This window comes from Burkholderia sp. PAMC 28687 (assembly GCF_001577465.1).
Lineage (GTDB): Bacteria > Pseudomonadota > Gammaproteobacteria > Burkholderiales > Burkholderiaceae > Caballeronia.
In genome coordinates, this window is the sequence record NZ_CP014510.1 from 19,209 (window position 1) to 31,881 (window position 12,673).

The 12,673-nt window shown below is 59.1% G+C and carries 14 protein-coding genes; 1 reads left to right on the forward strand and 13 read right to left on the reverse strand.

Annotated elements, in window-relative coordinates:
* Positions 1-11 precede the first annotated feature (11 nt).
* From ltrA to tnpA (AX768_RS31460), 5 genes are all read right to left on the reverse strand, one after another.
* Entirely contained in the window at positions 12-1,835 is a 1,824-nt protein-coding gene (ltrA, locus tag AX768_RS31440; protein WP_082779213.1) for a group II intron reverse transcriptase/maturase, read from the reverse strand.
* An 81-nt stretch (positions 1,836-1,916) separates the two neighbouring features.
* Positions 1,917-3,044 carry a J domain-containing protein gene (locus tag AX768_RS31445; RefSeq protein ID WP_062004247.1) on the reverse strand — a complete coding sequence of 376 codons (1,128 nt, stop codon included), beginning with the start codon at positions 3,042-3,044 and terminating at the stop codon, positions 1,917-1,919.
* A gap of 176 nt (positions 3,045-3,220) precedes the next feature.
* The gene (gene tnpC, locus AX768_RS31450; protein ID WP_231941688.1) at positions 3,221-4,837 is read right to left on the reverse strand and encodes an IS66 family transposase; all 1,617 of its coding nucleotides are present in this window, start codon (positions 4,835-4,837) and stop codon (positions 3,221-3,223) included.
* Positions 4,838-4,941: 104 nt separating this feature from the next.
* The gene (gene tnpB / locus AX768_RS31455) at positions 4,942-5,295 is read right to left on the reverse strand and encodes an IS66 family insertion sequence element accessory protein TnpB (protein WP_062004250.1); all 354 of its coding nucleotides are present in this window, start codon (positions 5,293-5,295) and stop codon (positions 4,942-4,944) included.
* Positions 5,276-5,761: an IS66-like element accessory protein TnpA gene (tnpA, locus tag AX768_RS31460; RefSeq protein ID WP_062004252.1), complete on the reverse strand. Its 486-nt coding sequence runs from the start codon at positions 5,759-5,761 to the stop codon at positions 5,276-5,278. Before tnpA (AX768_RS31460) ends, tnpB (AX768_RS31455) begins: the two co-directional genes overlap by 20 nt.
* Before the next feature lie 222 nt (positions 5,762-5,983).
* Here tnpA (AX768_RS31460) and AX768_RS31465 point away from each other — a divergent pair, with 222 nt between their 5' ends.
* Positions 5,984-6,373, forward strand: coding sequence for a hypothetical protein (locus tag AX768_RS31465; protein ID WP_062004304.1), 390 nt, complete (start codon positions 5,984-5,986; stop codon positions 6,371-6,373).
* 497 nt (positions 6,374-6,870) lie between these two features.
* On the opposite strand, the gene AX768_RS31470 is transcribed toward AX768_RS31465, so the two are convergent.
* The 8 genes from AX768_RS31470 to AX768_RS31505 form a co-directional block, all read right to left on the reverse strand.
* Entirely contained in the window at positions 6,871-7,113 is a 243-nt protein-coding gene (locus AX768_RS31470; protein WP_062004306.1) for an HU family DNA-binding protein, read from the reverse strand.
* Positions 7,110-8,711 (reverse strand): IS66 family transposase, encoded by a 1,602-nt coding sequence (gene tnpC / locus AX768_RS31475; RefSeq protein ID WP_062004253.1) that lies wholly within the window; start codon positions 8,709-8,711, stop codon positions 7,110-7,112. The genes AX768_RS31470 and tnpC (AX768_RS31475) overlap by 4 nt, the downstream gene beginning before the upstream one ends.
* Before the next feature lie 14 nt (positions 8,712-8,725).
* On the reverse strand, positions 8,726-9,103 hold the full coding sequence (gene tnpB, locus AX768_RS31480) for an IS66 family insertion sequence element accessory protein TnpB (RefSeq protein ID WP_062004255.1): 378 nt from the start codon (positions 9,101-9,103) through the stop codon (positions 8,726-8,728).
* A complete protein-coding gene (gene tnpA, locus AX768_RS31485) occupies positions 9,103-9,417 on the reverse strand; it encodes an IS66 family insertion sequence element accessory protein TnpA (protein WP_155524408.1) in 315 nt (104 codons plus the stop codon). The genes tnpB (AX768_RS31480) and tnpA (AX768_RS31485) overlap by 1 nt, the downstream gene beginning before the upstream one ends.
* Positions 9,386-9,568, reverse strand: a complete 183-nt coding sequence (locus AX768_RS31490; protein WP_155524409.1) for a hypothetical protein — start codon at positions 9,566-9,568, stop codon at positions 9,386-9,388. Before AX768_RS31490 ends, tnpA (AX768_RS31485) begins: the two co-directional genes overlap by 32 nt.
* A gap of 146 nt (positions 9,569-9,714) precedes the next feature.
* The gene (locus AX768_RS31495; RefSeq protein ID WP_062004261.1) at positions 9,715-11,703 is read right to left on the reverse strand and encodes a site-specific integrase; all 1,989 of its coding nucleotides are present in this window, start codon (positions 11,701-11,703) and stop codon (positions 9,715-9,717) included.
* A 264-nt stretch (positions 11,704-11,967) separates the two neighbouring features.
* Positions 11,968-12,171: a cold-shock protein gene (locus AX768_RS31500; RefSeq protein ID WP_062004220.1), complete on the reverse strand. Its 204-nt coding sequence runs from the start codon at positions 12,169-12,171 to the stop codon at positions 11,968-11,970.
* Positions 12,172-12,309: 138 nt separating this feature from the next.
* Positions 12,310-12,672, reverse strand: a complete 363-nt coding sequence (locus AX768_RS31505; protein WP_062004263.1) for a helix-turn-helix domain-containing protein — start codon at positions 12,670-12,672, stop codon at positions 12,310-12,312.
* Between the last annotated feature and the right edge of the window lies 1 nt (position 12,673).

Here is a 12,673-nt window from a genome sequence, read left to right on the forward strand (position 1 = left end):
TACGTGCAGAACTACTGCATACGGCTCCTACCAAAGGTGTTGACGTAAAACCGCTCCGACGGATGCGGGTGGAGTATCTTGCAAGGAGGCAGGTATTTGCTGACCACACGACTGAACCGTGACCAAGGCAGCCGATGCCGCTGACTTCTTCGCATCAGTGCGTGACGCCAAGAGCGGCGCACTGCGTAAAGGAAGCCCGATAAGCGGCGAAGGTTGCCCGGCACTGCATGATAGTTAAAATACCCTTGAATCACCCGCCTCAGCCATCTACCTACCACAGGTACCGGTTCATGGCGACGCCGCATCAGCGTTTGCCGAATGCGCGCCAGCGATGCACGCATCCGCTTCTTGCTCGTCAACCGAATGATCTTGAATTGGCCATTCGACCGAGCCGTGCCACAGCAGTGCGTGAAGCCTAGGAAGTCGAATGTCTCCGGCTTTCCGGCCCCACGCTCTTGACGTTGTTGCGCGGCGAATCGCCCGAAGCGAATCAGCCGCGTTTTGTCCGGGTGCAATTCCAGTTTGAATTTGGCAAGACGTTCCCGCAGTGCTGCCAGGAATCGTTTTGCATCGCCTTCGTATTGGAAGCCCACCACACTGTCGTCGGCGTAGCGTACGAAGATGACATCGCCAGCCGCATATCGTTGACGCCACTGCTGCGCCCATAAATCCAGCACATAGTGCAAGTAGATATTTGAGAGCAGGGGCGAAATCACAGAACCCTGAGGTGTTCCCCGCACAGAAGCAATGCGGCGTCCGTCCTCGAGAGTGCCTGCCTTCAGCCACTTTCGGATTATGCGAATTACTCGTCGATCAGCAATCCGATGTTCTAGAAAGCGGAGCATCCATTCGTGATCAATTTCATCAAAGAACGAACGAATGTCCGCATCTAAAATCCAGTTTACTTTCCGATCCGAAATCCCTACCGATAAGGCATCGAGCGCGTCGTGCTGACCGCGTCCCTGTCGAAACCCGTACGAGAACCCGAGGAAGTCCTGCTCATAGACTGCGCTCAGTACCGTGGCTACGGCCTGCTGCACAATCTTATCTTCCAGCGCTGCAATCCCCAACGCACGCAACTTGCCGTCCGCTTTCGGAATGCAAACCCGTCTGGACGCTTGTGCACGGTAGGCACCCGAATGAATCTCCCGGTGCAGTTCGTGTACGCGCCCATAAAGCTGGCTCTCGTAGTCGTGCCACGTTACTCCGTCCACGCCTGCCGCAGCCTGCTTGCGAAGAGCATAAAAGCTTTCCACCAACAGTGACGGCGTAACGTGGTGCAGCAGTGCCGTGAAACGCGACTTCCGATTCCGTCGAGCTGCTTCACGTACGCCTTCGAGTCCCGTCGACGCGCTTATATCCCGGCTCTGAGTCCGGGGCGCGGGGTCCTCGTCGGCGTTCCCTTTGGTTACACCCCTTCCCTCCATCACCTCCGCCGGGTCATCCCCTTTGTTCGGCAACTTCCTCGGTAGTATGGGCGTATCCGACTTCTCACCGGCGTCAATGGCTGGATTACGGTCATGGACCTTCCCAGCCCTGTCCGGCCACACTACGCCGGACACCGATGAGATCTCGCTGCTTCCGTATGAAAGACTTCCCGACATGCTCAGGGTCTCCGACCGCGCAGGATCAGCGCACGACTTGCGATTATCGTCGTGCTCCGTGTTGCCTTCCGCTTCGCTTAACAGCGTCGGCATCCCAGAAGAAATATTTCGCGGCTCAATGGCTGGCCTGTCGGTTTCCCCTGTCAACGCTTCGACATGTACCTCGCGATGCATGCCGCATGACTCGGGGCCAGAGTGATTCGCCACTTCTTCTCCGTATTGAACTTTCATCAACTATCTTTCATCGGCTTTGCAGCCGCACTAAGCGGTGTTTTCTCCACACTACGAAGGAAGCATGAGGATCAATGTCCGCTAAAACGGCATATCGTCGAAACGTGGCGCGGCCAATGACCGCTTTACAATCTTTAGCCAGTCCTTCAGTTGCTTGATGTCGTCGAATACGAGCAGGTCATGTTCGAGGGCGTGGAGGCTTTCCTGCAGCGAGAAGATATCAGCGGCAAGATTGCGCATGATGGTGCCGGGCGACACGTCGATGAAGGGTGGAATTCCGTAGCTGTGCTTGAATCCGTTCTCGACATGCAGGATTTCGTGGTCGAGTTCACCGACCTGTTCCTTTAGTATCTTGTTGTAGTGTTTCAACCGGTCTTCGCCGATGTTGTTGATGGCGCTTTGGTCGATATGTTCCAGCTCCAACTGCAACTCAAGTAACTGCAACAGGCTGTTTTTGCTATACGCCTGATTGGCCCTTTGCATGAGAGCGGTCTTCCGCTCACGTTCCTGCGGATCAGTTTCTCGATCAGGATGCAGAGCGCTGGCTAGTTTTCGGTAGACCTCGCGAATCGATAAGCTGAGTTCTGCCTGCTCCGCTTGTTCTCGTGCCTCTGCAGCGAGTTGTTTAGGCGTCTTTTTTCGTTTCGCGCGGCGTTCTTCACGAGCTTGGTTTTCGACGGCGTCTTGTTTGCGGAGTTGCTCCATCTGCGCCTGCGCGCGCTGCAGCACATCCTCGGGCGAGCTCATGTCGACGTCTTCGCCAAGCTCAACCCCGAGCATGGCCTCGAGCGCCAATTTCATATCGTCAAGCTCGGCGGCGGCTTCACTGTCAAAGTCAGACTCGCTGAACCGGTTGTAAATCGTCTTAAGCTCCGGATCATCGCTCTCGGCGACCAACTCCCCCGCCAAGTCGCTGATCAGGTCGGCAATCGTGCGCCGCTCGGACTTGGTCAGCCCCTTCATATCGTATGTTTGGTTCAGGCGATACACGAGCTTGGTACGCAAGTCGAGGGAAGTTTGCTCAAGGGGCGCGAACTCGCTAAGGTATTTCCGATGGAAGGCAGGCATTGCAGCCTCCCAGGCGCTCAGCCGGGCGCGCCGCTTTTCGATCTGCTTGATCAGTGTGTTGAATGCCTTTTGCCCCTTCGAAAGATGAGCCTTATTATGGTCGGGAGCAATGCTAATGGCCCTGAGATTTGTCCTGGTCATAGGATGATTTCCGCTGGTCGACACGAGAGAGCGAGCATCCCACTATTTTAGCGGAGGTCGCGGTTGCCGCGCGTTGTCCCGCACGCGGCTACAGCGAGCACGCACACGTCGCGATCGATGATCGACTTATGCCGCAGCGTGTCGAACGCGAATTGGACCCCAGAGGGTAGCCGTCTTCAGACGGCGGTTGTAGCAAGCTGCGCGCGTTTGGCGAAGTTAAACGGCAGCAGGTCACTAATGTCAGCGCCCGGTGCCCGTTGTGGCATCTCGGTCAGCACATGATGCAGATAGGCATAGGGCTCGACCTTGCATGCCCGGCACGTCAGCACAAGGCTATAGACGATGGCGCTCGCCTTCGCGCCCGCAACGGTGTCAGCAAAGAGCCATGAATTTCTCGCGGTTGCAAATGGCCTGATATCTCTTTCGAGAATATTGTTATCTGCGGGGGCACGCCCATCGATCACGTAGCGGCTTAAATATTTCCATTGGTTTCTCGTGTAGCTGATTGCCTTTCCTAACAAGCTTTCAGGCAGAACATGGGGTGCCTGCGTATCCAGCCATGTTTTGAACGCTTCTAACAACGGCACGCTGTGTTGCTGCCGCAGCCGGTAGATGTAGTGCGTTCGCGCCTCGCCATCGGGCAGTTCCGCCCGGGTCAGAGTTTCAACATGGTAGAGCGCCTTAAAGTACTCAAGCACCTGCAGCGCGCGACCACCCGTTTTCTTCTTCTGTCCCTTGTGCGCTTCAACGAACAAGCGCCGTGAATGGGCGATACAGCCGAAGTGAGTGGCACCTTTGAGCGTTCGCCAAGCACTATACCCGTCAGTCATCAACATGCCTTCGTAGCCAGCGAGAAACGCCTGCGGATATTGCTGCCCGCGCCCCGGTTGGTAGTCGAACAGCACCACCGGCTGCTCGCTGTCTGCGGCGCTTCGGTACGTCCACATATAACTCGTGCTTTGCGGCGTCTTGCCTTCTTCCTTGAGCACCTGCACCGTCGTCTCGTCGCCGTGAACCAGCGGCTGCGACAACAGTGTCTGGCGCATCGCTTCGTACAGTCGACTGTAGTGCAGCTCCGCAGGCCTGATGATCCAATTCGCCAGCGTGCCGCGGCTCACCGCAATGCCGGCGCGGGCTAGCGCGTGTTCCATCCGGTACAGCGGCGTGCCGTCAACATATTTGCCGGTTGTCACCGTCGCAATCATTGCCGCGCTCGCGCTGCTGCCCGGCAACGGCTGAACAGGCATTGGTGCAATGACCACCGGCGTGCGTTCAGCGTTGCGCTCGCAGTGGCGGCACGCATATTTGAAACGCACATGTTGGAGCACCAGCGCCTTGATCTCGATGTGTAACTGCTCGCTTGTTTGTTCGCCCATGCGGTGCAGCGCGTTCTGGCAGCATGCACAGATCTTCTGCTCATCGGGCAGATCGTACTCGATGCGTCGGCGCGGCAGCTCTGCCGGCAACGGCTTGCGTCCCCGCTTACCGCGCTGGGGCTTATCAAACTCCGGCAGTCCCGTATCGGGCAGCGCGAATGCGTCATCCGAATCATCGTCACCGGGTTCGGTCGCGACGATCTGCTCGGCTTCGTCGAATATGCGATCCTTGAGTTTCTCGCTGCTCGGCGCGAAGCGCTTGAGCTGCGCCAGACGGAACAACTCCTCAAGTTGCCCGACGCGTTGCGCAAGTTGCTGGTTGTGGGACTGAAGCTCGAGAACGCGCGCGATCAGCTCATCGGGCGAGAGCTGTTTGAGTTCGTCCTCAGCGGACGGATGACTGACGTCGGTATCCATGTCCTCCACGATAGCCAAGCCGCACACCGGATGGGTTTACGTCAAAGTGTAACAATCGCGCCGGGCGTCGCGCGCGCTACGCCCGGCGCGCTGCTACTGACCCTTCAGCTCACGTGTCGGTACTGCCTCGAAGGATGACGACGCACGGCGTCGATGTCGATGCCTTCGAGTAACCAGTGAAGCTGCTCGCTCGTCAGTTCCATCACCGCCTGCTGTCGGCGTGGCCAGGCGAAACGGTCCGCCTCTAACCGTTTCATCATCAGCCAGAAACCCGAGCGCTCGTAAAACAGCAGCTTGATGCGGTTGGCCCGCTTGTTACGGAAGGCGAAGACCGCCCGGGCAAATGGGTCAAGCTGCATGGACTGCTCGACCAGGATAACAAGACCGTTGATCCCGTTCCTGAAATCGACCGCGTCGCGGTGCAGATAGACCCGCAGTTCAGCGTCCAGTCGGAACATCACAGCGCCCCAGCGTTTCGATCATCGCCGATACCAGCGTCGCGTCGTGGGCACCGCACTCGAGTCTGAGTGTGATGCCATTGGGCATTTCCACAGTCATCAGCGATGGTGCCAACGGGCGCTGCGCGACACGCGTGGCGTCGCGGTGCGGCGGCGGCAATTGGGGAAGTGGCGGTTGCGGGTCGGCGCAAGCAATCTCGACGACCGGAACAAACGCTGGCGCGTCCCCTGACAACTGTATTGCGCCCTCGTCGCGGCATGTCTTCTCGTGCTCGCAGATCCACCGGTGCAGTAAATTCGCGTTGACCCGAGCCTTCAGCGCCATGCCCGCTACCGATACTCCGGGCTGCAGGCAAGCCTCGATCAACCTCTGCCTGTCCCGTTTGTCAAACCGCCGTTTGCCGTCCCGACCCACGTTGATGACCTTAAGCGGCAAAAAATCTGAATCTGAACCATTCTGTGTCATGGAAGGTGTCCATTGATTTTCAGTGCACACATCCTGCGCTATCTAATCTCAAGACACCATGTGCGCTCAAATCACCGCTTACTGACAATCGCATAGCGTCGCAACGGGGCGCGGCGATGCGTGTACGGCGCGTCACGCATAATTTTCGTCTTCGATATGAACTGTAGAAAACCGAGGAACAACAGCATGTCCGCGAGACCCCAGAAGCCACGCGCCAAAGCGATGCTGCTGCCGATGGCTGCGGCAACGGAACGCGAAATCTCCATCGACCACCACCTGACGCTCGAAGTATTGCGCAGCGGCGCAGGCGAAATGTATCACCTGGGCAGCATGGCGCGCATGACCTATCTCGCGATGTTCCTCAGCCGGGCGGGATATGGTATTGCGCGGGATGGACTGTTACAAGAAACAATTGATGCAATTGCCCGATGTCGAGTGGCAGCCCTCGAAACGCGTGTCTTTCGCGTCGATGACGAGACCTATAGGTTGCTGTGCGAAGTCCTCACGCTGCATGACTCGCAACTCAGCCGGGCACCTGTTTTCGAATTGATGGCCGCCCACGACAGGCTCGCGAAGCTGACCCGGGAAGGTCCAGCAGGATGTCCTGCGTAAAGTATGGTTGACGTTCAATCAGCACTTCAGTTTACGGTGCCACCGAAGCGACGCTCGAGCAGCTTCATGACCTCAGACAAACTGATTGCATCCCTGAACGGGCAGCGCGTTGGGAGTAAATGAACCTCTGCACCATAGGAGCGGAAAACGGTACTGATAATCATATAGCCGGTGTCGAAGAACGAAATAGCTGCGAAATAAGCGTTACAACCCATTCGCAGTTTATTCCTTCTTATTCGCAGTTATTTCGTTCTTCGACACCAGGCGCGGCACGCCGGTGCGGTACGGCAATCGAATTGCGGAGGTGCTAAGTGAGGCACGGGGCGAGCGCGTCATGATTCGCTCGCTGCACGCTGATGGGTCGAGCGACGCAGCGTGGTGAAGTGAAAAAACCGAGATTGCTCGACGATCAATTGTTCTAACGTGAGCCCGCAGGTATAAAGCCGAGCCCATAGCCACCGCCTGCGTTCCGCGCAGGCGGACACCACGTTCAACGCCTACCGGTTCACAGCGTCCTTGAACGCTTTACCGGCCGTAAATTTGACGGTCTTCGCCGCGGCGATCTGGAGTGCTTCGCCGGTCTTCGGATTGCGTCCTGTTCGAGCTGCACGCGCGCCCGTGACGAAAGATCCAAAACCGATCAGTTGAACCGGGTCGCCCTTGACGACGGCGTTGGTCACGGTTGCCAAAAATGCGTCGATCGTGTCGGCGGCGGGTAATCGGTAAGCAGCCGGCGTTATTGACGTGACTGGCGTTCGTCGCGTTCGTAAAGATCGGAGCGCAGTGGATTTTTGGCGAACAGCGTCTTCCAGAGGCGCGGCGTCAGTTGTTTGGCCAGCGATGCGGGATGCTGGCCAACGCGCTGCAAGACATCGACCAAGTAATCGTAAGGGTCGATATCGTGCAGGCGGCAGGTCACGATCAAGCTCTGCACGATCCCGATATGCCTGGCGCCTAGTTCGGTCCAACTGAACATCCAATTTTTTCGACCGAGAGGGATCACCCTCAGCGCCCGTTCGAGGTGGTTGGTGTCGATCGGGACGTCGGGATCGTCCAGGTAGACTGCGAGGCCGTCACGCCGCTCGCGGATGTAGTTCAGCGCTTTCGTGAAGGGACTGCTTGGCAGGAAGCCTTGCGCTTCGAAGTACTTGTCGATCCACTTGAAGAACCGTTGCGCCACCGGCTTGGCGTGGGCCTGGCGCCATGCACGCTTAGCCGCACCGCCCAGGTCAGTCTTGCGGATATGCTCCTCCGCCGCGTACAGTGCGGCGATGTGTTCCAGCGCCTTTTCGGCGTACGCCGGCTCGATGTCCTTTGCTTCGAACACCTCCCTGCGCGCGTGCGCCCAGCACTGCGCATGCGTCAGCCCGACCTGTTTGGCGTAACTGGCATAGGCGGCGTAGCCGTCGCTTAGAAGCACGGCGTCCTCCGGCGGCGACAGCCCGAGCATGTCGCGCACATGCTGGCCAGCGCGGCTTGGCGAGTGCGTGAAGCAAATCTCGTCGCGCTCGCCGTAGATCGGCCAGAAATAGGTGGTCTTCATCTTGCCCGGATTCGCCCGACCGGCCTTGATCGGCACTTCGTCCATCGCCTTGACACGGCTGGCACGTATCGAATCGAGCTGTGCATCGTAGACCGGTTCGAGCAGCGCCACGCTCGATTGCATCAGTTGGGTCAGCCACGGCCGGCTGACCTTGATCCCGGCATCATCGAGTCGGCGGTGCTGGCGGTACAGCGGCAAGTGGTAGCCGAATTTGTCGATCACCATGCCAACGACGAAGCTGACGTCGGCTCGGCTGCCCTCGATCACGCCCACAGGGGCCGGCGGGCACGAGAGCGCCTGCGTGTCTTTCCGCTTGATCAGGGGGCGCACGTACTTGAGCACGACATAGCTGCCGGGACGCTGCGCCAGGCGGTGCGTGACTTTCTCGCCAATCACTTCGTACTGATCGGGCTTGAGCAATTCCATGTCCGGGTTGGGGACGGCAATCACTTCCACCGGCACACGCTTCTCATCGAAGAACAAACTCGATTCGTCGGCGCCAACCGGCTTGGTCTTGCGCTCGCGCTCGTGGCCGGCCACCACCGCTTTCTTAGCCGGCAGCGGCGTCTCGGGAATGGCGTCGAAACCCACGCCAAGAATACCCTGAACACCTTCTGGATCAGGATGGTGCTTCTCGCTTTTCTGGCCGAAGATCTGACGCTGAAACCAGGCCACCTGGCGTCGCAAATTGATGTTCTCGCGCTCCAGTTTGCCGACCAGATCGGCCAGCTGCGCAGGCGTCAGCGCGGGCGCTTGTGCAGGCATGGGTTGGGCGCAATCGAGATCGGATGGCATGTAGAAATTGTATTTTATGCGCCCGCGTTTGTGCTCACATTTTGCGGCGCCGGCGCGGTTTTTTGATAGCGCCGCCGCCCGCGTTTTGGCTCGATTCCTTCGAGCAGAAGTTTCAAGCCGGTCCAGTCCATTTCACGCGTACTCACATGGTCCCAGTTGCTCAGAAGACAACCTTTCTCAAGTCGCTTCGCCCACACGCACCAGCCGCTGCGATCGAAATACAGGACCTTGATTTGGTTGGCGCGCCGGTTGATGAAGGCGAACAGATTGCCTGACAGTGGGTCCTGCTGCATCGTGTGTTTGGCCAGCGCATACAAGCCATCGTAGGACAGGCGCATGCTGACTGGCCGACCGTACACGAACACGCGGATTTGCCCTTCGGGAAAGAACATCAGCGCCTCACGATGTGCAAGACCACGCCATCGCCCAGCTCGAGGCGAACTTCCAGCGCCGCACTGGCTAACTGATCCTGCGTCATCGACTGCGCTTCGGGCGTCGATGACATCACGCCGACGTCGACGAAGCCAACTGCCGGCGTCGCGTCACCTCTTTCGGCCAACTGCTTGCGCCAGCGGTAAAACGTCGCCTCCGAAACCAACTCCGCCTTGCAGAACGACTTGATCTGCTGACCACACGTGGCAAACCGGGCCAGCCGCTGCCGCCATTCCACTTCCTTACGCGATTGTTTTACGACCATCCCCACCATGACCAATCTCCATCCTGTTGAACATGGAGGAGATTGTCCCGACGCACACGCTTGCCGGATACAACGCCGCTGGCTTACCGCTTACGGCGGCGGCGGATTTCGCGATGCCGACTTCGCTTGCCACTGCATCGATGAGGTCCTGCTTGTTCATGTTTGTGCTCTCCATCTAGTCGAATTGACAGTCTGTATGCATGCCAGCCCGGAGGATACCGCACTAGACATGCACGCCTGGCGCGGGGTAGCGGCCGTATCGCGGCGAAGGCGCTTTGTCTCTGTATCTGATTTGACCGACAGCGCTCAGCCACCATCTTCCGAATAGTATTGGGCCGCAGCATCGAGCATGCGCTGCCGTTCGGCGCGCACATAAATGGACGTTGTCTGCAAGGAGGCGTGACCGAGGATGCGCTGAACAACGTCGATCGGCATGTCCCGGGCAACGGCCCTCGTACCGAAAGTGTGCCGAAACGCATGCGCGGAGGTTTCCAGCAATTGCGCATAGGTGTCGTGCGATAAGACACCCTCCCGTAACAGCTCACCGGCGATCTGTTTGATACCCTGGCGCACCAGCCGGGCGAGCGCATCCGGCGCATACGCCTGCTTCGCTTGCGCACGATCATCGCCATCAGATTGCACTTCGGCCGGGTTCTCGCCTCGGTTGCCGTCCTCATTACCGTGCTTGGCGCGTGCGGTCAGCGTCGCGGGGATTACCAACGGTGCGATCAAAGGCGCATCTTCCCGAGCCGCATCGAAGTTTTCACCGCGATCAATCCAGTGCGCGCGCAGCGCGCGAAGCGTCGCGGCGCTCACTGGTACCGTTCGCTGCCGGCGCCGCTTCCCGACCACGCTCAGTGCCCAAATTTCAACATCTGCGCTGCCGGCCTCGCCTGCTTGTTTGCCTGCTCGTTTGCCTGCTATTTTTCCTGCCTTGACGGGCACCACGTTGCGCACCGGACGCAAATCTTCTCGGCGGGCATGGGCGGCTTCTTCGCGCCGTAGACCTGAGTCACCCATTAACAAGATCGCCGCGCGCGCGGTGCGCCATTGCGGAACCTGCTCAGGCGTTTCATTCAATAGCGGGTCCCCGCAGCGCTGATCGAGCGCCCGGCGCACGATCGTCCAAAGATCGGCCGACAACGCGCGCTCGACCTGCACGGCGACTTCCTTCGTCACGGTCGCGGGGTCCGTGACCGCGCTCCAGGGATTGCCCGCCAAGTAACGGACTGTCGTCAACCACGTGAACGCCGCGCGGATCGCGCGCACCGCATACGCCTGGCTATCGGCCGAGAGCCCCTCCGGCGTAAAGGGTCGCCATCGGCCGCTCGCTCGTGAGCGTTTCGGTCCCACAAAACTTGCCACCGGCGCTTTCAAAAAATCCTTGTACGCCTCGCAGTCTTCGACCGTCATCGACGAGAGCGCGACGCCGCGCACGACCACCAGCCACAACACCAGCCGCTCGATCTCTTTGGTGTACACCCGCAGGGTCGGCGGCCGGTCGCGATAGCGATTCAGATACGCGTGAACTGCAGCGAGATCGTGCTGCGCACGGATGAACGCGAACTCGCGCGCCCGGTTGCTGCCGTGCTCACCCGAGAGCGCAGTCGGAATCGCGAGCCGCTCGAATGGCGCCAGCCGCGGTGCGTCGATCGTGCCGCCGATTATGACGACGTTTTCAAGACCGGACGCCGGCGCGTGCGGCCAGCCGTTGTCATCCGCGTCGACATCGGCATCGACTTTCACGCCGAGCGTGCGCTCGTGCCGGCGCAACCAGGCGACCATCACCCGCGCCCGATGCGGCCCGATGCGCGGCACCGAACGCCACCAGCTGCCGCCGTGCGAATTGCAATACGTGATCAGTTGACCGAGCGTGTAGATGCCCTCGCCCGCCAGTCTTTTAGTCACCAGCGGCCGGAACCATAAGCCGAGTCCGTGATCGGGCGCGGGCACGGCGGCCGCCAGGGTCGACGCCTGTTCGACCATGCGCAGGGTGACGGCGGTGAGCTTCGCACTGCCGTGCTGTTTGATCGACGCTTTCAGGTGGGAGGCGAGCACCGCCGAGCCATGGCGCAGGGCGAGCTGCACCAGGTCATCGAGCATGGTGCGCAGGAAGCGCTCCATCGCATTAGGCGTCGCCGCCTGCGGCGAGACCGCACGATCATCCGGGTCGTAGTAGCGGCGCGCGATCACCGCCGGCGCGATGTGCTGCACGAATGCACGCAGCGCGGTGTAGTCGGTGCGGGTGTAGGTGCGGGGAGCGGGCAACGCGAGTTGCTGGGTCTGGTTAGCCAAGCGCCCTCCTCCGTTCGTCCGAACCGGAACGGCCAGCCCCGGCGATCGATTTAAAGCAGATCATTAGCGTGAAGGCAGAGGTAAAGTACGATACCCTCGATTTTAAGCATTAAAACCTTATCTGATAATAACAATTATCAGATAAGGACCCTATCGCGGAGATACCCAATTTTGTGACTCAAGTGAGATGGAACCGCACTTTGGCTGGGGCGCGATCCCTCGCTTTAACACTGCGATCCTTGCGGCCCCCCCGTGCGTGCTGCCTTATGACGGTTGAATGTTCGATGCCTGCTTGCCCTTTTGTCCCATCTTCACCTCGAAGCTCACCTTCTGCCCTTCCGCGAGGCTTTTGAAGCCCTCTGAGCGGATTTCAGAGAAGTGCGCGAACAGATCTTCACCGCCGTCGTCGGGCGAGATAAAACCAAAACCCTTCGCATCGTTAAACCACTTTACAGTGCCGGTTGCCATTGATTTGCCTGTACTGAGTTGTGCCGAAAGATCGGCGATTGCGCCGCGCGAACGCGCCGTGGACTGCCATAGTGAGCCGTTGTTCGAGACACGACAATAGTCCTGGCGCCAATTCACCGAATCAGCGCAAAACTTCGTTCAGGCTTGTGCGATCAACACTTCGGCCGGGATCTGCAGTCCCTGATTGAGCCGCCGGATCATGGCGAGACTTAACCCCCGCTTGCGATTAAGCACCTCGTACACCCGGTTCAGGTTGCCAAGGTACGGCTTCATGTCACTGGCAGTGAGTCCCGCCTGCTCCATACGGAAACGGATCGCTTCAATCGGATCAGGTAGGTCTAACGGAAAATGCTGGGCTTCGTAGCGTTCAACAAGGACGGACAGAACATCTAGCCGATCGCCTTCCGGCGTCCCGATTTCCGGATCAGCGTCGACCAGCGCCGAAATCACGGTCAAGGCGTCGTGGTAGTCCTGCTCGTTGTGCAACGGTCGAATATCCATA

Coding starts and splice junctions, on each gene's coding strand:
- ltrA (WP_082779213.1), bottom strand. CDS start 1,835: ATGAAAGTTCAATACGGAGAAGAAGTGGCGAATCACTCTGGCCCCGAG.
- AX768_RS31445 (WP_062004247.1), bottom strand. CDS start 3,044: ATGACCAGGACAAATCTCAGGGCCATTAGCATTGCTCCCGACCATAAT.
- tnpC (WP_231941688.1), bottom strand. CDS start 4,837: ATGGATACCGACGTCAGTCATCCGTCCGCTGAGGACGAACTCAAACAG.
- tnpB (WP_062004250.1), bottom strand. CDS start 5,295: ATGTTCCGACTGGACGCTGAACTGCGGGTCTATCTGCACCGCGACGCG.
- tnpA (WP_062004252.1), bottom strand. CDS start 5,761: ATGACACAGAATGGTTCAGATTCAGATTTTTTGCCGCTTAAGGTCATC.
- AX768_RS31465 (WP_062004304.1), top strand. CDS start 5,984: ATGCTGCTGCCGATGGCTGCGGCAACGGAACGCGAAATCTCCATCGAC.
- tnpC (WP_062004253.1), bottom strand. CDS start 8,711: ATGCCATCCGATCTCGATTGCGCCCAACCCATGCCTGCACAAGCGCCC.
- tnpB (WP_062004255.1), bottom strand. CDS start 9,103: ATGTTCTTTCCCGAAGGGCAAATCCGCGTGTTCGTGTACGGTCGGCCA.
- tnpA (WP_155524408.1), bottom strand. CDS start 9,417: ATGGTGGGGATGGTCGTAAAACAATCGCGTAAGGAAGTGGAATGGCGG.
- AX768_RS31490 (WP_155524409.1), bottom strand. CDS start 9,568: ATGAACAAGCAGGACCTCATCGATGCAGTGGCAAGCGAAGTCGGCATC.
- AX768_RS31500 (WP_062004220.1), bottom strand. CDS start 12,171: ATGGCAACCGGCACTGTAAAGTGGTTTAACGATGCGAAGGGTTTTGGT.
- AX768_RS31505 (WP_062004263.1), bottom strand. CDS start 12,672: ATGGATATTCGACCGTTGCACAACGAGCAGGACTACCACGACGCCTTG.